The following is a 20,291-nucleotide window of genomic DNA, read 5'->3' as shown; positions in this document are numbered from 1 at the left end:
GCCGAGCCGCCGCTCCCGCGACCGGATCAGAACAGCGTGAGCGACTCCGCCGGGACCGACGGCTTCGGCTCGGCTACCGGTTCCGGAGCGGGTGGCGCCGCGACCGCCCCGGCAGGCACCAGCGGGGGCAGGTCGGAGATGCCGGACTCGGCCGCGTCCGGCGTCGCCGCGGCCGCTCGCGCCGCCTCGCCCGCGAGCTTGTCGGCCTGCTCGTTGAAGTAGTTGCCGACGTGCCCGCGGACCCAGCGAAACCGCACCGGGCCCGGCCGGGAAGCGATGTGGTGGTCGATGTGCCGCACCAGCTCGACATTCTTGACCGCGCCACCGGTGGAGGTGCGCCAGCCGTTGAGCCGCCAGCCCGAGATCCATTCGGACGCGCATTTGATCGCGTACAGCGAATCGCTCTCGATGAGCAGCGGCTCGGGGCCGGGGTGCGCGACTATCGCCTCCAGTACCGCACGTAGCTCGGCCACCTGGTTGGTACCACTGGCCGCGCCGCCGCTGGCCGTGGTGCCCTGATGATCGACCCAGGCCCAGCCGATGGCGCCGCCCGGATTGCGCAGGCAGGATCCGTCCGTGCTCACGATGATCATGACCGGTACCCTACGCAATCCGACCGACAAGATCGGTATCGTGGAATTGCTCTATCTCCCTGCGTAATTGCGATTCGCTGCGCCGCACCGCCGTACGGACCGTGGCATCGATCAGCCGCGCGCCCAGGCGGCCGGGCACGCCGCGGGCCGGACGGTAGTCGGCCTCCGAGGTCAGTACGGAGCGTCCGTAGCCGAGCGGATCGAAACGCAGCGTCAGGGTGCCCAGCGCAGGCGCCACCTTCCCCGGCCGGCGCCTGCGCAGCGTGTATCCGATGACCGCGTTGTGGCGATACTCGGTGATCACACACTCGACCGCGGAACGCCACACACCCAGGCGGACGGTGGCGGTGAACAGCGCCCCGGGCCCGTGGCCGGTCTCGCCGACCGGCTCGAAGGCCGCGACACCGAACATCCAGTCCGGCACGCACACATGGTTGTCCGTGTACGTGAACGCGACCTCCACCGGCGCACCGACATCGCTCGCGTACCTGATGTGGCCCATAGGCTGCTCCCTGTTCCACGGCTGCGACAAAAGTACTACAGAACTCCTCTTTATTGAGCGTTATCGGCAAACGGGGCGGAATCAGTCCAATCGGTCGGCGATGTGATCGGCGATGGGCAGCGCCGACGTGGCCGCCGGCGACGGCGCGTTGAGCACGTGTACCGAGCGCGGGGTGCGCTCGATCAGGAAGTCGTGTGCCAGTGTGCCGTCCGGCAGCACCGCCTGGGCGCGAATGCCCGCTTCGCGCGGCAGCAGATCGGCGATCGTCAGTTCCGGGCAGTACTTGCGGCACTGGGCCAGATAGCCGCGCCGGAACAGCGAATTGCGCAGTTCTCGCAGCCCGGTGCGCACATTGGCGGCCGCGACGCGATGAAAACCGCGGTAGCCCAGCACTTCTCGGACATCCCGCAGATCGACGCTGCCCTTGCGATAGCCCTCGCGGGCCAGCCCCAGCACCGCGTTCGGGCCCACGGTCAGCGCGCCGTCGACGGTCGGGCTCAGGTGCACCCCGAGGAACGGCAGCTCCGGGTCCGGAATCGGATAGACGAGCGTGCGTACCAGGTCCGAGCGTTCCGGCGGCAGCTGGTAGTACTCGCCGCGGAACGGCACGATCCGCAGGCCGATCCGCAGTCCGGCCAGTCGCGCCATGCGGTCGGCCTGTAGCCCCGCGCACACCACCAGCCGCCGGGCCCGCCAGGTGCCGGACGGGCCGGAAACCGTTACCGCGTCGGTGTTCTCATCGATCGCGGTGATCTCGGCGCCGAGCACGATCTCGCCGCCCGCGGCGCGCACCTGCTCGGCCAGCACCTCGGTCACGCGGGTGAAATCGACGATGCCGGTGCCGGGTACGAACAGCGCGCCGACCCCGGTGACGTGCGGCTCCCGCCGGACCAGTTCGGCCGCGTCGATCCGTTCCACTTCGACGCCGTTGGCGACCGACCGCTCGTACAGCGCCAGCATGCGCTCGTGTTCGGCGGCGTCGGTGGCCACCAGCAACTTTCCACACACCCGGTGCGAAATGCCGTGCGCCGCGGCGAATTCCTTGGTCCATCGGGCGCCCCGGCGGCAGTAGCGCGCCTTGAGACTGTCCGGCTGGTAATAGATCCCGGAATGGATCACCCCGCTGTTGTGCCCGGTCTGGTGCGCGGCGAGCGCCGCGGCCTTCTCCACCAGCAGCAGGCTCGCGCCCGGCCGCCGCTCGAGAATCCGGTGCGCGGTCGCCACCCCGACGATGCCGCCGCCGATCACGCAGTAGTCGTACACGCCAGCAGTCTCACACAGGACCGGGCCGGGGCGGCGGCGCGTGCGTCAGGCGGTCTCCGCGGGACTCTCCGGCACGGTGGCCGGACGGGCGTGCCGCTGCCACCGCAGGTCGTGCTGGCCCAGCCGCGGATCCGACACGGCGAACGTCACTTCACCGCTCTTGGTGTCGAGATCGGTACGCAGCCGGGTGATTTCGTTCGTGGCACCCTCCGGGCGTTTGCCGAGGCGGTCGGCGAAGACCGTGAATACATTCGTGTCCACTGTCATCGAGACCGAATCCGGTTGGCCGGTGGCGACATTCGCGCCGACGTAGGTGTCGCCGGGCAGCGGCAACTGCCCGCCCATCCCGGGCCGTCGCGCCGGCGCCTGCGCGGGCACGGCGGGCGCCACGGTACGCGCGAGCACCCGATCCGCCTCCGGCGCGGGCGCCTGGGCGATCGGCGGCGCCGGGAGCGGTCGGCTCTCGGCCACCAGTCCGACGAGGCCGGAAACGGCTGTGCCACGCGGGAATTCGCGGGCCGGAGCGGATTCCGGTGTTGCGGCGGGCGGCGTGGCCGCGGGCTCCGGGCGGGCACGGCGGGCGGCCGGGTGGACTCGGCGATCTGGTTGACGATGTAGGTTCCGGCGGCCACGGTCAATCCGATGGAGGCCATGCCGGCGAAGACGATGGCGGTGTGCTGGAAGATCTGGGCCGGTTGCCTGCGACGTTGCGTCGCTGGGTGTTGCGACATCACGGTGCGTCCTTTCCGTTCCCCTGGTTCCCCACTACGGGCGTCGACCCACACCGTTGAAAGTCGTACGCGTGTCCAGGCTACTGCGCCGCGCGCTACCTCATCGGGCGGGTGCGGTCAAGATCACAACGCGATCGCCGCACCTGCGTCCGCCGAGACGGCATTCCCGCCGGTCGACTCGGCAATCTCCGCCAAGGAAGGGCAAAAACCCGATATCGGCAGAAATCCGACTACTTTGTGTGGCAAGTGTTTCCGGTCGAGAACGCCTGGGTAAACAGTCATCTAGCTGGCGGAGCGCCTGCTTCGACTGCCAACTCTTTACCTCCGGCCAATGGCGTCCGGTCGGCACAGGCACGGCGCACCCAAAGCCGGCGCCCGTCAGCTCCCAGCGTGCCGCAACCGCTCCGCGACCGTCTTACGCGAATTGCCCTGCGGCACGGCCGGTTCCGGCGGGCCCCGCGAATGCCTGCGCGATGGTCAGCCATTTGGCGGCCTCGGCCCCGACCGTCGTCAGCGTCAGATCGTCGCGGTGGCGGCGTTGCGTCACCAGCAGGCAGAAGTCCAGCGCGGTCCCGGAAACCCGCTGCGCGGCGTCGGCCGGGCCCCAGCTCCACATCTCCCCGTCCGGTCCGGCCAGATCGACGCGGAATTCCCCGGTGGGCGCGCTCCGCCCGTGCACGAGATAGGCGAAGTTCCTGGTGCGCACGCCGATATGGGCGATATTGCGCAGCCGCGCGGTCGCGGTGCGGCGCACACCCAGCGCGTCGGCCACGTCCTGACCGTGCGCCCAGGTCTCCATGAGCCTGGCGCTGATCATCGACGCCGTGCTCATCGGCGGTCCGAACCAGGGCAGTTTGGTTCCGGCCGGCACGGCCCGCAGCGCGGCGGTGAGCGCGACCCGGCCGTGCCGCCAGCGCTCGAGCAGGGCCGGCGGCGGTGTCGCGGCGGCCTCCTCGGCGGCCTCGTCGACGAAGGTGAGGGCCTTCGGCTCGGCGGCGCGGACCAGCTCGGCGAAGGCGTCGGCATCGGTCGCCGAGATCGTCGCGACCTCGTCGGTCCAGGTCAGATGTGCGATCTGGTGGGCGATGGTCCAGCCGGGCGCGGGCGTCGGGTCGGCCCACCGCGCCTGCGGCAGCGGCGCGACCAAGGCGTCGAGGTCCGCGCACTCGGCGTCGAAATCGGCGAGCAGGGCCTCGAGGTTCACGCGACTCAGCATCGCAACGCGGCTCGAAAAATGCAAGCGCGCGTGCTTGTTATTGCCTCACCAGCCGAACAGCACCAGGTGCACGCCGCCGACCGCCAGACCGAGCAGCGCGCCGTGCAGATACAGCAGCCAGGCATCCTGCTCCACCGACGCGTAGAACATCCCCATGAATTCCCCCGGCGTGAGTTCCTGCAGCTTGCGGGCGGCGAACTCGTCGATCTTCTCGGCCTGCTCGAGCGCGAACGCCTCGTCCTCCACCAGGCTCGGCGCCAGGCCGACCGCCGCACCGGCCGCACCGACCTTCAGATTGTCGAACTGGCGGCGGCCGAACGCCGCCCGCACCACCGACGTGGTCGGGCCGAGCTGGCGGTAGATCTCGTCGGCGATCAGATGCTCGATGAGCTGACGAGTCTTGTCGCCGTTGGGCCCGTCGAGCAGTTCGTTCGCCAGATTGGGCAGCGTCAGCACCTGATAGGCCAGGATGTGGGCGAGGTCGGCCGCGGCCTGCGGCTGCCGCTTGGCCAGCAGCGCCTGCTTCCACAGATATCGGTAGCGCGGCTGCGGATCGCCCGGCTCGAACACCATCTTGATCGCGAAGACATTGACGACCACGCCGATCGCCGCGGCCGCCGCCAGGATGACCAGCCACGCCGGGAGCCAGCCGAGCACCGGAATGTCGTGGTGCACCTGCAGATACAACGCCAGCAACAGGCCGAACGGCGCGCCCAGCAGCCCGATGCGCACCATGAAGCGCAGTTCGGGCGCCGCGATCGTGGTGGTCAGGTCCTTGAGGATGAACGGATTGGTCTGCAGGTAGCGGATCACGAAGCTCTTGATGTCGATGAGCTGATCGACATTGTCGCCCAGCCGATCGAAACCGCGCCGGGTCAGCGCCGGCAGCTCCCGCTCCACCCGCTGGTAGAGGATCTGCCGGGCCGAGCGCGGCACCGCGCGCCACAGTTCCGGATTCTCCCGGTACATCACCTCGTCCACGATCGGCTGCACCTGCTTGCGGGCCACCTCGGCGATGTAGTCGGCGATGCCCTCCAGATCGAGTTCGTGGATGAAGTCGCGCGGACTGCCGATCCGCATGATCGCCATATCGACGCAGATGCTGGCCATCTTCTCCGCGCGGGCCGGAATGAAGCCCTGGAAGCCCAGCCGTTTCCCGTCGCCGGAGAACGTCGGCAGCACCTGCACCCGCCGCGGGAAGTACGGATACAGCAGCTGCAGACCCGGAATCCGGATGCCGCGGAAGAAGACCGGCCAGAACAGCATCAGCACGCCGGTCCAGTTGGTGAGCCAACCGGCGATCGCGCTGAAGACCGGGAACGTCACCAGATCGACGACGAACTTCGACTGACCGGTCAACTGCTCCCAGTCGATGAACACTCCACTTGCGAGTGTCGTCATCGTCTGGGTCCCCCTAGAGCCGTGCGGAGATGTTCCGACGAGCCTATCCCGAAACCGGACAGGCAGTCGCCGAAGGGGGCGTGCGCGGTCGCTAGGGCTCGTGCGCGGTCGCTAGGGCTCGTGCGCGGTCGCTAGGGCTCGTGCGCGGTCGCTAGGGCTTCAGCACGATACGGATCGGGTTGCCCTGCTTGGCTTCCAGGGCTTCCACGGCCTTCGCGGCATCCGCCAGCGGCACCACGGCGCTGACCGAGCGGGCGAAGTCGATGCGGTGCAGGCTCTGCAACCGGACGAGCTGGTCGACGTGCTCCGGCGCGGACCCGTAGTGCCCGCGCAACTGCTGCTGGAAGAAGCTGAACGCGGTGCCGCCGGTGACGGTGATCGGCTTGTCGGTCAGCCCGACCAGCACCAGCCGGCCGCCGGGGCCCAGGCACACCACCGCCTGCTCGCGCACCGCCGCGACGCCCGCGAAGTCGAACGCGGCGGCCAGGCCGGTGCCGTGGGTGGCGGCGTAGATACGGGTGCGCAGATCCGGCTCGGCGGGATCGAAGGCCAGGTCGGCCCCGAATTCCAGCGCCCGCTGCCGCGCGGCCGGCAGCGGATCGACCGCGATGATCGGGGCCGCGCCGACCAGGCGCAGCAACTGGATCGCGTGCGCGCCGAGTCCGCCCACGCCCCAGACGCCGACCGGTTCGGCGGCCCGGACCTCGGCGGTGGTGGTGATCGCCGCCCACGGCGTGGACACCGCGTCGGGGATGAAACAGGCCTGCTCGAAGGGCAGGTCGTCGGGGATCGGCACCAGCGTGTCGACGCGCGCCAGCGCGTATTCGGCCCAGCCGCCGTCGTAGTCGACACCGCGCGTGTAGACCGCGCCGTTGCGCTGCTCGCCCGCCTGCAGCAGCACCCGGTCGCCGACCTTCGGCCCGGTCACGCCCGGCCCGAGGATGTGTACGGTGCCCGCCACCTCGTGGCCCAGGGTGACGGCGTCGCCGTTGAGGAACAGCGGTGTCAGCGTTCCGTCGATGAGGTGCACATCGGACAGGCACACGCCCGCCGCCTCGACCTTGATCAGCACATGATCGGGCCCGGGATCCGGCACCGGTACCTCGTCGAGCCCCAGTCGGCGTTCCGGTCCCAGGTGAAGGCGTGCTGCCAGCATCGTCGGCTCCTCGCGAGGTCGTCGGTCGCCGTACCCGTGTGCGGCGCCGGACATTCCGTCCGCACCCGATTCAACACCTCACCCCGGCAGGAAGTACACGACCTCCCACAGGTGCTCGTCCGGGTCGGCGAAATATCCGGCGTAGATCCCCCACGGCCGTTGCGCCCCCGCCCGCACGACGGTGCCCCCGACCCGCTCCGCCTGTTCCAGCACGCGATCCACGTCTTCCCGATGCTCGACGAACCACCCCAGGCTGATCGGCGACCCGGCCACCCGCTCCACCTCGATCTCGGCGTCCAGAGCGAGATCGGTCCGCGCGTACAGCGACAGCAGCATCCCGTTGTCGAGGGTGCACATCGCCACCGCCCCACCCGGCGCGTCCGCACCCCGCTCGAATTCCGTCCCGATGATCCCGGGCATGGCCAGCCCCAGCCCGTCGCGATAGAACGCCAGCGCCCGCTCGAGATCGCTCACCCCGAGCGTGACGGCATTGATACGAGGAGTCATGCGCCCAGTCGACCAGACCCGCCCCACCCCGGTCTTGAACGAAACGGACAGCCGGGCTCAGGGTCGGAGTTGTTGGTGGACGCGGGCTGCCGCACGGGTGAGGTGGGCGTGTTCGGCGAGGGTGGTGGCGGCCCGGGCGGCCGCGACGTAGAGGGCGGCGGCCTGTTCCAGGTCGCCGGCGCGTTCGTGGAGGTAGGCGCGGGCCGCGGTGTGGCGCGGCAGGTCCGGGTCGAGTTCGGCGAGGGCGGCCAGTCCGGCGCGGGGGCCGTCGGCCTCGCCGACCGCCACCGCGCGGTTCAGCCGTACCACCGGGCTGTCGGTCAGCCGGAGCAGTTCGTCGTACCACTCCACGATCTGGATCCAGTCCGTCTCGGCGGTGCTGGGCGCGTCGGCGTGCAGGGCGGCGATCGCGGCCTGGGCCTGATACTCGCCCAGCCGGTCGCGGGCCAGCGCGGCCTGCAGAATCGCCACGCCCTCGGCGATTGTCGCGGTGTCCCACCGGTTTCGGTCCTGTTCGGCGAGCGGCACCAGGCGACCGTCGGCTCCGGTGCGAGACGCCCGGCGGGCGTGATGCAGCAGCATCAGCGCGAGCAGCCCCGACACCTCGGGCTCGTCGGTCGTGGCCGCGAGCTGGCGGGTCAGGCGGATGGCCTCGGCCGCCAGGTCGACGTCCCCGCCGTAGCCCTCGTTGAAGACCAGGTAGAGCACGCGCAGCACCGTCGCGAGGTCACCGGGCCGGTCCAGCGGCAGGCCCGCGAGGCGCCGCTTGGCCCGGCTGATCCGTTGCGCCATGGTCGCTTCCGGGACGAGATAGGCCGTGGCGATCTGCCGGGTCGTGAGGCCGCCGACCGCGCGCAAGGTCAACGCGACGGCCGAACCCGGCGGCAGGGCGGGGTGCGCGCACAGGAAATACAGCCACAGTGTGTCGTCGGTGGCGGGCACCGGCCCCGCCGGGGGCTCGACCTCCACGGCGAGTTCCCTTCCGCGCCGGGCGGTTTCGGCCCGCGTGGCATCGAGGAACTTGCGCCACGCCACCGCGACGAGCCACCCCTTGGCATCTCGCGGCGGATCGTCCGGCCACGTCTCCAATGCCCGGATCAGCGCCTCCTGCACGGCGTCCTCGGCCGCGGCGAAATCGGCGCCGCGGCGGACGAGGACGCCGATCACCGCGGGCACCAGTTCCCGCAGCAATGCCTCGTTCATTCGGTGACCGTGGGCAATTCGGTGAAGAACGGCCGGATCTCGAGCCACTCCCGGATCGGCTCACCGCCCGCGCCCGGCGCCGCGGACAGCTCCCCGGCCAGTTCCAGTGCCCGCTCGTAGGTCTCGACGTCGATGATCACCCATCCGGCGATCAGGTCCTTGGTCTCCGCGAACGGGCCGTCGGTGATCGGCGCGCGCCCCTCGCCGTCCGAGCGGACGAAGACGCCCTGCGGGGACAGCGCCTGACTGTCGACGAACTCGCCGGTGGCCTCGAGCCGCTCGATGAAATCCCGCATGTACCGCATGTGCGCGGTGACCTCCTCGGGCGTCCAACGGTCCATCGGCACGTCGTTGACCGGCGCCGGGGCGCCCCGGTAGTGCTTGAGCAGCAGGTACTTGGCCATGATGTTCTCCTCGGTTCGCTACGGGTGATTCTCGCCGGTGTCAGGCGTGCTGGCGCTCGGCTCGCTGCCGGACCAGTTCCTCGACCGCGCTGGGCAGCGTGGTGTCGAAGTCGATGAGCTTGACCCAGGTCGGGGTGATCACGACCCGGACCATGCCGTCGTAGAGCGAGCGGACCTCGGCCTCCCATTCGACCCGCTGCTCGGGCGTCATCTCGTAGCTGCCGTTCATCTGCAGGTATTCGGCCGGGATGCCGTCCACCACGTCCAGCTCGTCCACGCGGCCGCGGATGAGCAGGATCTTGGGCGGATGCACCTCGGTGTCGATGGTCAGCGCGACCTGAGGATTGTGCCGCAGCGAGGGCAGCTTCGGGGCGTTCTTCGTGGTGCAGACCACGATCTGGGAGCCGTTCCACACGAAGGCGATCGGAATATTGCGGGGCGTGCCGTCCTTGGCCACGTAGGCCATCCGGAGCAGATCGCGGGCCAGCAGTTCCTGGCTGGTCGGGTGGTTCAGGATCGCGGTGATCTCGTTCTGCTGCATGACGGTCGCTCCTTGTTCGGTGTTGCCGGGGTTCGGTGTCGTCGAGCTCGTTCGGCTCGCTCGTACCCCTGGGACGGAGCCGCCCGGGCCTTCTCGACATCCCCCGCGAAAAATTTCGGAAATTTTTTCGGAGGGTCGTTCGCCCGGGGCGAACAGCAGGTCGGAACAAGGCGAGGGCCACCGGGGTTGAGTAGATGACGCTCAACCTTGGAGAAGAAGCGCTCCAAGGCGTGCTTTGGAAGGGGCCGAAACTGTGACTACCCCACAACGCCTGCCGGTGCTGTTCCTGACCGATCCGGTCGTGCTGCCGGGCATGGTCGTGCCGATCGAGCTGGACGAGTCGGCGCAGGCCGCCATCGACGCGGCCCGGGCCGCGAACCTGGAGGCGGTGCTGCTCGCACCGCGGCTGTCCGAGGGCTACGCCGCCTACGGCGTGGTCGCGACCATCGAGCAGGTCGGCCGGATGCGCGGTGGCGCACCCGCCGCCGTGCTGAAGGCCGAGCAGCGCGCGAAGATCGGTCACGGCGTGACCGGACCGGGCGCCGCGCTGTGGGTCGAGGCCGAACCGGTCGAGACCCCCGCACCCGACGGCCGCACGAAAGAGCTCGCGGCCGAATACAAGAAGCTGGTCGTGTCCGTGCTGCAGCGCCGCGAGGCGTGGCAGGTCATCGACGCGGTGAACCGGCTGACCGACCCGTCCGCGCTGGCCGACACCGCCGGCTACGCGCCCTACCTCACCGACGAGCAGAAGCGCGAACTGCTCGGCACGCCCGACGTCGCCGCCCGCCTGACCCTGCTGATCGGCTGGACCAAGGACCACATCGCCGAGGTCGAGGTCACCGAGAAGATCAGCGAGGATGTGCGCGAGGGGATGGAGAAGTCCCAGCGCGAGTTCCTGCTGCGCCAGCAGCTCAACGCGATTCGCAAGGAGCTGGGCGAGAACGAGCCCGACGGCGCCGAGGACTACCGCACCCGGGTCGAGAACGCCGACCTGCCCGACAAGGTCCGCGAGGCCGCGCTGCGCGAGGTCGACCGGCTCGAGCGCGGCAGCGACCAGAGCCCGGAGGCGGGCTGGATCCGCACCTGGCTCGACACCGTCCTGGAACTGCCGTGGACGGTGAAAACCGAGGATTCGACCGACATCTCGGCCGCCCGCGCGGTGCTCGACGCCGATCACCACGGCCTGGACGAGGTGAAGGACCGCATGGTCGAATACCTGGCGGTGCGGGCCCGGCGGGCCGCGCGCGGCCTGGAGGTCGTCGGCGGTCGCGGCTCCGGCGCGGTGCTGGTGCTGGCCGGGCCGCCCGGTGTCGGCAAGACCTCGCTCGGTGAGAGCGTGGCGCGGGCGCTGGGCCGCAAGTTCGTGCGCGTCGCTCTGGGCGGTGTGCGCGACGAGGCGGAGATCCGCGGGCACCGGCGCACCTATGTCGGCGCGCTGCCCGGCCGCATCGTGCGGGCGGTCAAGGAGGCGGGTTCGATGAATCCCGTTGTCCTGCTGGACGAGATCGACAAGGTCGGCGCCGACTTCCGGGGCGACCCGGCGGCCGCGCTGCTGGAGGTGCTGGACCCGGCGCAGAACCACACCTTCCGCGACCACTACCTGGATCTGGATCTCGACCTGTCCGACGTGCTGTTCATCGCGACCGCGAACGTCATGGAGACGATCCCGGGCCCGCTGCTGGACCGCATGGAGCTGATCACCGTCGACGGCTACACCGAGGACGACAAGGTGGCCATCGCCCGCGACTTCCTGGTGCCCCGGCAGCTGGAACGCAACGCGCTGACCGCCGACGAGGTGACCATCACCGAGGAGGCCCTGCGCGAGATCGCCGCGAACTACACCCGTGAAGCGGGCGTGCGCCAGCTGGAGCGCTTGATCGCGAAAGCCTTGCGCAAGGCCGCGACTCGGCTGTCCGAGGGAGCTGTCGCCGAGCCGCTGACCGTCGGCCTCGGCGACCTGAAGGACTACCTGGGCCGTCCCCGGTTCACTCCGGACTCGGTGGAGCGCACCGCGGTTCCCGGCGTGGCGACGGGGCTGGCGGTGACCGGAGCGGGCGGCGACGTCCTCTACATCGAGGCCAATGCCGCCGAGGGCGAGCGCTCGCTCACCCTGACCGGCCAGCTGGGCGACGTCATGAAGGAGTCCGCCCAGATCGCGCTGACCTACGTGCGCTCGCACCTGGAGGAGATCGGCATCGAGCCGAAGATGCTGGACCGCAACATCCACATCCACTTCCCCGCGGGCGCGGTGCCCAAGGACGGTCCGTCGGCGGGCGTCACCATGGTCACGGCCCTGGTCTCGCTGGCGCTGGACCGGCAGGTGCGCGGTGATGTCGGCATGACCGGCGAGGTCACGCTGAACGGCCGGGTGCTGCCGATCGGCGGCGTGAAGCAGAAGCTGCTGGCCGCCCAGCGCGCCGGGCTGAAGACCGTGTTCATCCCGGCCCGCAACGAGCCGGATCTGGACGAGGTCCCGGCGGAAGTGCTGGCGGCCCTGGATGTCCGGCCCGTCGCCGACGTGGCGGAGATCCTGGCCTACGCCATCGAGCCGGTCGCCGAACCGGCCTACGATCGGCCCCTGGCCGCCTCCGCCTGATCCGGGCGCCGAAAGGGGCCGTGCACGAAAGGTGCACGGCCCCTTCGCGGTTGGTCAGCTAAGCGACATCCGTCCCCTGCGGGACGCTCACCACCTCGGGCGCCGCGACCTCGGTAGCGACGGAAGGTGTTGCGGCGCGGTGCTTCTCGCGCTGCCGCCGCCACAGCAGCACTGCCGACCCGGCCAGCACCACGGCGTAGATGAGGACGTAGGCGTTCATCAACAGCGGCGCGACCGTCCACCACGGCGGCAGCAGGAACACCCCGACACTCACCCAGGTGGGACTCCACTCATAGGTCCACGCCCCGATCGAGAGCACCAGGGCCACCGCGGCGATCCACCACGCCGGCCGCGTCTGCGCCCGATGTGCCAGATAGACCAGCAGCGGTACGAACCACACCCAGTGGTGTCCCCACGCGAACGGCGAGATCGCGCAGGCCGTCATCCCCGCCACGGTGACCGCGAGCAGCCGCTCACCGTGCCGGTGCAGGGCCGCCGTGACCGCCAGGCTCAGCACCGCGACACCGCCCGCCACCAGGATCCACAGCCACAGTGGCGCCCAATGCGTACCGAGCAGATGCGCGATGGCGCCTCGGATGGACTGATTCGCCGGATGCGCGTCCTCGCCGATCCGATTGGACTGGAAGAAGGTCGAGGTCCAGTACTGCTTCGAGTCACCGGGCAGCACCAGTCCCGACAGCACGATGGTGCCCAGGAACGTGCCCGCCGCGGTGAGGGCCGAACGCCACTGCCGCATCGCCACGAACTGCACCACGAAATACAGCGGTACCAGCTTGATCCCGGCCGCCACCCCGACGCCGATCCCGCGCAACCGGCTGCGGTCGCCGCGCGAGAAGTCCCACAGCACCAGCGCCATCAGCATGAGGTTGATCTGCCCGTAGTACAGCGTGGTCCGCACCGGTTCGATGAACACCAGGGTGAGCGCGAACAGCGCGCTGACCGCCGCGAGCCGCCGGTCGGTCCGGTAACCGAGCATCCGCCAGCTCAGCACGATGCAGGCGAACAGCACCGCGAGATTGATCGCCATCCACGTGTTGGTGACCCAGCCCCACGGAAACAGGGCGATGGGGATGAACGCCAGCGTGGAGAACGGCGTGTAGGTGTAGAGCAGGCCGAAGAACGTGGACTCCGTGTAGAGCGGATGTCCGTGCAGGATCTTCCAGGCGCCGTCGCGATAGATGTGAGCGTCGAGCCCGCCGTCGAGGATGCCCGCCTTGTCCAGCCACGGGTCGACCATCGTGAACACCAGCACGACCGCCAGCACCGCGGTGGCCGCGAGCGTGAACAGGGTGATGCGCAGGTGTGTCAGCTCGGCCGGCCGTGGACCGTATTCGATTTTTCCTTCACTCACCTGCTATCACTTCGTTCCCCGACCTGTTGCATGTGCGTTGCCGAGTTCCCAACCTAGCTACTCGGTCGGATGTCTACATGCCCCGGTTGCTGTGGGCCGAATCGTGGTGTCCGCCACCGGTGCCGCCGGACAGTTCTCGTTCCACCGTGCGCGTGGTGCCCTGGGCGACGGCGACCAGCACCGACGCGCCGTCCTCGGTCTCGGCGAAGATCTCGCACCGGCACACCGCCTGTCGCCGGGTGGCGCCGGTGCACTGCGCCTCGGCGCGCAACCGGACACCGCTCGCCGGGCGCAGATAGGTGATGGTGAAGCCGCCGGTGAGCACGTTGGGGCCGAGGACGAGCGCGGCGGCGTAGGTCAGCGCGTTGTCGGCGGCGTAGGCGAGCACCCCGCCGTGCACGTAACCGAACTGCTGGCCGTGTTCCGGGCGCAGCGGAATCACCAGCGTGATCCCGTTCTCGTCGTAGGCGGCGATCTCGGCGCCGACCAGGCGGCTGAACGGCTGGGCGGCGAGCACCGCGCGGGCGGTGTCGATATCGAGGGCGGTCGTCATCGGTCGGCTCCGGATTCGTCGTCGGGTCGGGGTGCGCGCAGCGCCTGCCAGGCCGCGCGGGCCAGCTCGGGCGCGACTTCGGCGGGGGCCGTGCGGATCTCGCCACCCAGCCAGTGCCGGGAGTACTCCTGCGCCGGGCCCAGCCACAGCGCGTAGAGCAGGTCGAATTCGAGTGCGCGCACCACGCCGTAGTTGGCGTGGGTGCGCCACCAGCGGGCCACATTGCGCAGGAACTCGCGATTGCTGTCGCTGTCGCGCACGCCCGGCGGCCGGGCCGAGGTCAGCACCTTGGCGCGGTACTGGTTCTCCGTGACCCAGCGCAGATGCTCGACCACTCCGGCGGTGATCCCGGCGCGGGCGTCGGCGCTGTCGCCGACCGCCTCCCAGAAGTGGCGCTGGTAGTCGGCCAGGGCGTGCGCCCACACCTGCCGATACAGCTCCGACTTGTCCGGGAAGTGGTGGTACAGCGCCCCCACGCTGGCGCCGGCCGCGTCGCGGATCTGCGTGAGCGTGGCGTCGAGCGCGCCGTTCTCGGCGAACTGCCGCTCGGCCGCCAACAGCAACCGATCTCGAATCTTCACAACCAGAATTTAGTTCGGTATCCACGGATTGGGCAATAGCTCCGGACCGGGCAGACTGTTTTCATGCCGCGATGGCTGCTGCACGTGGACCTCGACCAGTTCCAGGCCGCGGTGGAATTCCGCCGCCACCCGGAGCTGCGCGGGCGGCCGGTCATCGTGGGTGGCAACGGCGATCCCGAGGAACCGCGCAAGGTGGTGACCTGCGCGTCCTATCCCGCGCGGGCATTCGGGGTGCGGGCCGGGATGGCGCTGCGTGCGGCGGCGCGCAAATGCCCCGAGGGCGTGTTCCTGCCATTGGACATGGCCACCTACGAGGAGGCGTCGGAGGAGGTCATGGCGCTGCTGCGGACCTTCCCCGGGCGCGTCGAGGTGCTCGGCTGGGACGAGGCGTTCCTCGCCGCCGACGTCGACGATCCGGAGCGGCTGGCCGCCGATATTCGCGCCGCGGTGGCGACACTGGACCTGACCTGCTCGATCGGCATCGGCGACAACAAGCTTCGGGCCAAGCTCGCCACCGGCTTCGCCAAGTCGGTCGGCAAGGGCGATCCGGGGGAAGGCGTATCCGCCGGATCGCCCACGGGGGTCTTCCGGCTCACCGCCGACAACTGGACCGAGCTGATGGCGCATCGCCCGACCAGCGCGCTCTGGGGCATCGGCGCCCGCATCGCGAAGCGGCTGGCCGACTCGGGCATCGAGACGGTGGCGCAACTGGCGGCCGCCGATCGCGCGGTGCTGGCCGCCGAGTTCGGGCCGTCCACCGGGCCGTATCTGTGGCTGCTCGGCCACGGCGCCGGTGACACCGAGGTGGTGACCGAGCCGCGAATCCCGATGGGCCGCAGCAGGTCGGAGACCTTCCCGCGGGATCTCACCGATCGCGCCGAGATCGGCGCCCAGGTCGGGCGGCTCGCCGCCGAGGTCGCGGCGGAGATGGCCGCCGCGGGGCGCGTCACCCGGCGCGTCGGGGTCACGGTGCGCAGCAACACCTTCTACACCCGCACCAAACAGCGCAAGCTGCCCGCGCCCACCACCGATGTCGACGAAATCGTGCGGGCCGCACTGCAGGTGCTGGACCGCTTCGAACTCGATCGCCCGGTCCGGTTGCTCGGGGTCCGCCTCGAACTGGTCCCGCGGTGAATTCGTGCGGCAAGATCAGTCAGCAGGACACTTGACGGAAGGCAGTGCATGACCGAGTACCAGACCCTGCGGTTCGAACAGAGCGGCAGCATCGCCCGGATCACCCTGAACAGGCCGAACTCGGCCAACGGCATCGACCATGTGCTCGGTAGGGAGCTGGCGCAGCTGGCGAGCCTGTGTGCCGACGACCCCGCGCTCGCGGTGGTCACGCTGACCGGCGCGGGCAAGTTCTTCTCCGCCGGCGGCGATCTGAAGGCGATGGCCGCCCACGACGGTGGCGCCGGGGCGTACGTCAAGGGGCTGGCCGATGATCTGCACGCGGCGATCTCGTCGTTCGCGCGCATGGACGCGCTGCTGATCACCGCCGTGAACGGCGTCGCGGCCGGCGCCGGTTTCAGCCTGGCCGTCATCGGCGACCTGGTGCTCGCGGGCGAGTCGGCCTCGTTCACCATGGCCTATACCCGCGCCGGGCTCAGTCCCGACGGCGGCGCCTCCTACTACCTGCCGCGCCTGATCGGCCTGCGCCGCACCCAGGACCTGATGCTCACCAACCGCGCCCTGTCCGCCGGTGAGGCGTTGGACTGGGGCCTGGTGCACCGCGTCGTCCCCGACGCCGAACTGGCCACGGCGACAGCCGAATTGGCCGAGCGCTTCGCCGCAGGCCCCAAACACGCCAACGCGAGTGTGAAGAAACTCCTGCTGGTCAGCTCCAGCCACACCCTGGAGGAACAACTCGCCCGAGAGTCGGCCTTCATCTCCGCCTGCGCCGACTCCCCCGACGGGCAAGAGGGCATCGACGCCTTCCTCACCAAGCGCACCCCCACCTTCAACTGACCCACCGCGCCCCACACCCGCGGCCGCAGCCGGCGACGATGACCTGCGCTCGCACCCTGAGCGGCAGCGCGATTCGTGCTCGGCCTCAGCCTGCGGCGCGGTCTTCGTTCTCGTCGTTGGCGAGGGCGAGGAGGACGTCGCCGTGGCAGGGGGAGCCGGGGGCGCACCAGCAGGCGAGGTCCATGCCGCGTAGTTCGGGCAGGGCGGCGCGGGTGGCCGCGGCCTTGGCGTCATCGCTGTAGATCAGCCAGTCGCGGAACTGGTCGGTGACCGCTGCGCGCGTCGCGCCCGGGTGCGCACCCGCGCGGAAGGGGTTCGCCCAGCGGCTCGGTTCGGCGACGATCACCGTGCGGTCGTCGGCGTTCCAGCTCTGATCATGTGTCAACTGCACCCGTTTCGGCATCGCTCACCTGTCCAGAGGTCCGCGCGGCGGCCGACCCGGCGCGGGGATCCGTCGCGTGGGTTCGGCTGTCCGCTGTTGTCCCGGCCTAGAACGGTCACGGTAACTGTTACATGTCGACACATCAAGTGGTTCCGGGGTCGCCGCCCCGTCTGTGCCTGGGATCGAGACGCACTACCGTGGGTGGCCATGAGCGTCACTCCGGCCGCGGCACCGGAGTACGGGTCTGTCCGGCGCGGGACGGGGGCCATCCGGCGTGTGCCGCCGATCGCGGTGGCGGCCGCGCTGATCCTGGCGCAGCTGGGCGTGCGCGGCTGGGTGGCGGGCAGCGGCTTCTTCTACTGGGACGACCTCATCCTGGTGGGCCGCGCGGGGACGGAGCCCCTGCTGTCCGCAAACCTGTTGCTGCACAGCCACGATGGGCATTTCATGCCGCTGGCCTTCGTCCTCGCCTGGGTCGTCACGGCGGTGGCGCCGCTGAACTGGGCCGGCCCGGTGGTCTCCCTGCTGGCACTGCAGCTGGTGGCGTCGGTCGCGGTGCTGCGGATGCTGATCGTGCTCGACACCCGGCGGGCGGACCCACCCCGTTGGCGCGATGCCCGCTGGATCACCCTGCTGCCCTTGGTCTTCTATCTCTTCTGCCCACTGACGCTGCCGTCGTTCGCCTGGTGGGCGGCCGCCCTGAACGCCCTGCCGCTGCAGGCGGCGCTGGCCTGGGTGATCGGTGACGCGGTGCTGCTGGTCCGCACCGGCCGGCGGCGGTACGCGCTCACGGGGGTCGCCGTATTCGCCGCCGGGCTGCTGTTCTTCGAGAAATGCGTGGTGATCCCATTCGTCGCGTTCGCGGTGGCCGCGCTGATCGGCCATATCGACCACTTGCCGGGCGCGGTGCGGGCGGTGGCCCGCCGCGCCGCCTCGCTGTGGGCAGGCTCGGCGGTGGTGCTGATCTGCTGGGCCGGCGTGTATTTCGCGGTTCTCGACACCTCCGCCGTCCGCAGCGACCCGGCGAACCTGCGCGATCTCCTGCACAGCGCCACCTCCTTGGGCATCGTGCCGACCCTGCTGGGCGGACCGTGGTCGTGGGCGCGGTGGCTGCCGTCCACGCCGTGGGCCGTGCCGCCGGGCTGGGCCGTCGCACTCTCGTGGATCGCCCTCGGCGGTGCGGTGCTGGTCTCGGTCCGGACCCGCGCACGAGTGACACCCGTCTGGATCCTGTTGGCCGCGTATGTGATCGCCGCCCAACTCCCGATCGCCCTGATCCGCGGCGGCCCGAACACCGCCGCCGAACTCATGCAGTCGCTGCGCTACCTCGCCGACGTCGCGGTCGTCCTGTCCGCCGCCGGCGCCCTGCTACTGCGCGCCCACCCTCGCCCCCAGAGCGCGGGCTCGGTTCACGCTTCCGCCAATTCGGCAGGTGGCCGCTGGGCGAGGCAGCGTGTCGGTTCCGGCAAGTCGGCGGGCGGCCGCTGGGTGCGGCGGCGTGTCGGTTCCGGCGAGTCGGCGGGTGGCCGCTGGGTGCGGCGGCGTGTCGGTTCCGGCAAGTCGGCGGGTGGTCGTTGGGCGGGGCGGCGTGTCGGTTCCGGCGAGTCGGCGGGTGGTCGTTGGGCGGGGCAGCGTGACCGGGTGGGGGTGGTGGCGCTGGCCCTGGTGTTCGTGGCGAGCAGTTTGTGGTCTACGGGGACCTTTGCTCGCTCGTGGTCGGTCAGCCCGGCGCGGACGTATCTCACCACTGTGCGGGCGGGGCTCGACGCGGGTGGTCCGGCGTTGCTGGACCAGGAGGTGCCGTGGGCGGTGCTGACTCCGCTGGCGTATCCGCAGAACCTGGCGAGCCGGGTGCTGTCGCCCGTCGCGCCGGACGCGTTCGCCGACTCGACGCCGCAGTTGCGGATGATCACCGACAGCGGCGAGATCGTCCCGGCGCAGGTGTGGTGGAACCGTGGCATCCGGCCAGGTCCGGAGCCCGGCTGCGGCTATCGCATCGACGGCGAGGCATCGGTGGAACTGGCCCTCGACGGCCCGATGCTCGACAACGGCTGGACCGCCCAGCTGAACTATTTCGCGAATCGGGACGGCCGCGTCGTCGTGGGCATGGAGCACGGCCGCGTCGTCTCCGTGCCGATCCGGGCGGGCCTGCACACGGTGTTCGTCCGGCTGGTCGGCAGCGGGTCCGCGCTCCGAATCGCCTCGCGCACACCGGGACTCGACCTGTGCGTCGGTTCCGGACCGGTCGGCGTCGCGTCCTACGACCGCTGAGCCGCGCCGGCCCTCTATCCTCGGACCCATGCAGTTCTGGGCGATGGTGGCACACGAGACCGACGGCGGCGTGGACCTGGTGCGCGAGGAGGTCGGCGACGACTCCCTCGGGCCCGGCGTGGTGACGATCAAGGTGCACTTCTCCAGTGCCAACTTCAAGGACGGGCTGGCCGTCACCCCGGGTGGCGGCGTGGTGCGCAGCTACCCGATCGTCCCCGGCATCGACCTGACCGGCGAGGTGATCGACTCCGAAGATCCGGCCTTCGCGCCCGGCGATCTCGTGATCGCGCACGGCTACGACATCGGCGTCGCGCACAACGGCGGCTTCGCCGAATACGCCCGCGTCCCCGCCGAATGGGTGGTGAAGCTGGACGGGCTGACCACCCGCGAGGCCGCCGCCCTGGGCACCGCGGGCTTCACCGCCGCACTGAGCGTGCAGGCCCTGCTCGACCGCGGCCTGACCCCCGCCGCCGGTCCAGTGCTGGTCACCGGCGCGACCGGCGGCGTCGGCACCGTGGCCGTGGACATCCTGGCCGGACTCGGCTTCGAGGTCGTGGCCTCGACCGGCAAGACCGACGCGGGCGAGCGGCTGGCCGCTCTCGGCGCGAAATCGGTGATCGGGCGGCTGCCGGAGGATCCGGACGCGAAGCCGCGCCCGCTGGCGAAGGCGCAGTGGGCGGGCGCGGTCGACAGCGTCGGCGGCAAATCCCTCGCGCACGTGCTGAGCACCATCCGCTACGGCGGCGCCGCGGCGGTGAGCGGCCTGACCGGCGGTACCGGACTGCCCACCACCGTCATGCCCTTCATCCTGCGCGGCGTCGCGCTGCTGGGCATCGATTCGGTGCAGTTCCCGATCGACAAGCGTCGCGAGCTGTGGACCCGCCTGGGTAAAGACCTGAAGCCGCAACACCTTTCGGACTACGAGAACTACGCGCCGGTGACCCGGGCCGCCGAGGTCCTCGATTCGATCCGCGCCGGGCGGCATTCGGGTCGCACGGTGCTCGGCGTCGCCGGGGAGTTCTGACCGCCCGAAATTTTTTGTACTGATCTA

The 20,291-nt window shown here is 70.3% G+C and carries 20 protein-coding genes; 5 read left to right on the top strand and 15 right to left on the bottom strand.

Features of this window, described 5'->3' with window-relative positions; translation table 11 throughout:
• Positions 1–26: 26 nt before the first annotated feature.
• The 11 genes from NWFMUON74_RS34995 to NWFMUON74_RS34945 form a co-directional block, all read right to left on the bottom strand.
• Entirely contained in the window at positions 27–593 is a 567-nt protein-coding gene (locus NWFMUON74_RS34995; RefSeq protein WP_187685948.1) for a ribonuclease H family protein, read from the bottom strand.
• A gap of 10 nt (positions 594–603) precedes the next feature.
• On the bottom strand, positions 604–1,095 hold the full coding sequence (locus NWFMUON74_RS34990; protein ID WP_187685947.1) for an SRPBCC family protein: 492 nt from the start codon (positions 1,093–1,095) through the stop codon (positions 604–606).
• Positions 1,096–1,176: 81 nt separating this feature from the next.
• The gene (lhgO, locus tag NWFMUON74_RS34985; protein ID WP_187685946.1) at positions 1,177–2,358 is read right to left on the bottom strand and encodes an L-2-hydroxyglutarate oxidase; all 1,182 of its coding nucleotides are present in this window, start codon (positions 2,356–2,358) and stop codon (positions 1,177–1,179) included.
• 45 nt (positions 2,359–2,403) lie between these two features.
• Positions 2,404–2,829 carry a hypothetical protein gene (locus NWFMUON74_RS34980; RefSeq protein ID WP_187685945.1) on the bottom strand — a complete coding sequence of 142 codons (426 nt, stop codon included), beginning with the start codon at positions 2,827–2,829 and terminating at the stop codon, positions 2,404–2,406.
• A 675-nt stretch (positions 2,830–3,504) separates the two neighbouring features.
• Complete coding sequence (locus NWFMUON74_RS34975) at positions 3,505–4,293, bottom strand: TIGR03084 family metal-binding protein (RefSeq protein WP_232110755.1); 789 nt, start codon at positions 4,291–4,293, stop codon at positions 3,505–3,507.
• A 57-nt stretch (positions 4,294–4,350) separates the two neighbouring features.
• Positions 4,351–5,706 carry a DUF445 domain-containing protein gene (locus NWFMUON74_RS34970; protein WP_187685943.1) on the bottom strand — a complete coding sequence of 452 codons (1,356 nt, stop codon included), beginning with the start codon at positions 5,704–5,706 and terminating at the stop codon, positions 4,351–4,353.
• Positions 5,707–5,857: 151 nt separating this feature from the next.
• A complete protein-coding gene (locus tag NWFMUON74_RS34965; RefSeq protein WP_187685942.1) occupies positions 5,858–6,862 on the bottom strand; it encodes a zinc-binding dehydrogenase in 1,005 nt (334 codons plus the stop codon).
• 78 nt (positions 6,863–6,940) lie between these two features.
• Positions 6,941–7,369: a VOC family protein gene (locus tag NWFMUON74_RS34960; RefSeq protein WP_187685941.1), complete on the bottom strand. Its 429-nt coding sequence runs from the start codon at positions 7,367–7,369 to the stop codon at positions 6,941–6,943.
• Positions 7,370–7,426: 57 nt separating this feature from the next.
• A complete protein-coding gene (locus tag NWFMUON74_RS34955; protein ID WP_187685940.1) occupies positions 7,427–8,572 on the bottom strand; it encodes an RNA polymerase sigma factor in 1,146 nt (381 codons plus the stop codon).
• A complete protein-coding gene (locus NWFMUON74_RS34950; protein WP_187685939.1) occupies positions 8,569–8,976 on the bottom strand; it encodes a YciI family protein in 408 nt (135 codons plus the stop codon). Before NWFMUON74_RS34950 ends, NWFMUON74_RS34955 begins: the two co-directional genes overlap by 4 nt.
• A 40-nt stretch (positions 8,977–9,016) precedes the next feature.
• Positions 9,017–9,517 (bottom strand): pyridoxamine 5'-phosphate oxidase family protein, encoded by a 501-nt coding sequence (locus tag NWFMUON74_RS34945; protein WP_187685938.1) that lies wholly within the window; start codon positions 9,515–9,517, stop codon positions 9,017–9,019.
• Between the two features lie 313 nt (positions 9,518–9,830).
• Here NWFMUON74_RS34945 and lon point away from each other — a divergent pair, with 313 nt between their 5' ends.
• Positions 9,831–12,113: an endopeptidase La gene (gene lon, locus NWFMUON74_RS34940; protein ID WP_232111270.1), complete on the top strand. Its 2,283-nt coding sequence runs from the start codon at positions 9,831–9,833 to the stop codon at positions 12,111–12,113.
• A gap of 58 nt (positions 12,114–12,171) precedes the next feature.
• Here the strand turns inward: lon and NWFMUON74_RS34935 are convergent, their stop codons facing one another.
• The 3 genes from NWFMUON74_RS34935 to NWFMUON74_RS34925 form a co-directional block, all read right to left on the bottom strand.
• Positions 12,172–13,485, bottom strand: coding sequence for a glycosyltransferase 87 family protein (locus tag NWFMUON74_RS34935; protein WP_232110754.1), 1,314 nt, complete (start codon positions 13,483–13,485; stop codon positions 12,172–12,174).
• Between the two features lie 73 nt (positions 13,486–13,558).
• Complete coding sequence (locus NWFMUON74_RS34930; RefSeq protein WP_187685936.1) at positions 13,559–14,038, bottom strand: PaaI family thioesterase; 480 nt, start codon at positions 14,036–14,038, stop codon at positions 13,559–13,561.
• Positions 14,035–14,619, bottom strand: coding sequence for a TetR/AcrR family transcriptional regulator (locus NWFMUON74_RS34925; protein ID WP_187685935.1), 585 nt, complete (start codon positions 14,617–14,619; stop codon positions 14,035–14,037). The genes NWFMUON74_RS34930 and NWFMUON74_RS34925 overlap by 4 nt, the downstream gene beginning before the upstream one ends.
• A 63-nt stretch (positions 14,620–14,682) precedes the next feature.
• Between NWFMUON74_RS34925 and NWFMUON74_RS34920 the strand changes: the two genes are divergently transcribed.
• Together NWFMUON74_RS34920 and NWFMUON74_RS34915 are read left to right on the top strand one after the other, a co-directional pair.
• Positions 14,683–15,753, top strand: coding sequence for a DNA polymerase IV (locus NWFMUON74_RS34920; RefSeq protein WP_187685934.1), 1,071 nt, complete (start codon positions 14,683–14,685; stop codon positions 15,751–15,753).
• Positions 15,754–15,801: 48 nt separating this feature from the next.
• Positions 15,802–16,587 (top strand): enoyl-CoA hydratase/isomerase family protein, encoded by a 786-nt coding sequence (locus NWFMUON74_RS34915; protein ID WP_187685933.1) that lies wholly within the window; start codon positions 15,802–15,804, stop codon positions 16,585–16,587.
• An 85-nt stretch (positions 16,588–16,672) separates the two neighbouring features.
• Here the strand turns inward: NWFMUON74_RS34915 and NWFMUON74_RS34910 are convergent, their stop codons facing one another.
• Positions 16,673–16,990: a DUF4326 domain-containing protein gene (locus NWFMUON74_RS34910; RefSeq protein ID WP_187685932.1), complete on the bottom strand. Its 318-nt coding sequence runs from the start codon at positions 16,988–16,990 to the stop codon at positions 16,673–16,675.
• 186 nt (positions 16,991–17,176) lie between these two features.
• Between NWFMUON74_RS34910 and NWFMUON74_RS34905 the strand changes: the two genes are divergently transcribed.
• A complete protein-coding gene (locus tag NWFMUON74_RS34905) occupies positions 17,177–19,240 on the top strand; it encodes a hypothetical protein (protein ID WP_187685931.1) in 2,064 nt (687 codons plus the stop codon).
• A gap of 28 nt (positions 19,241–19,268) precedes the next feature.
• The gene (locus NWFMUON74_RS34900) at positions 19,269–20,264 is read left to right on the top strand and encodes an acrylyl-CoA reductase family protein (RefSeq protein WP_187685930.1); all 996 of its coding nucleotides are present in this window, start codon (positions 19,269–19,271) and stop codon (positions 20,262–20,264) included.
• Positions 20,265–20,291: the final 27 nt, after the last annotated feature.

The sequence above is a fragment of the Nocardia wallacei genome, assembly GCF_014466955.1.
Taxonomy (GTDB): domain Bacteria; phylum Actinomycetota; class Actinomycetes; order Mycobacteriales; family Mycobacteriaceae; genus Nocardia; species Nocardia wallacei.
This window is presented reverse-complemented; position numbering and strand designations above follow the sequence as displayed.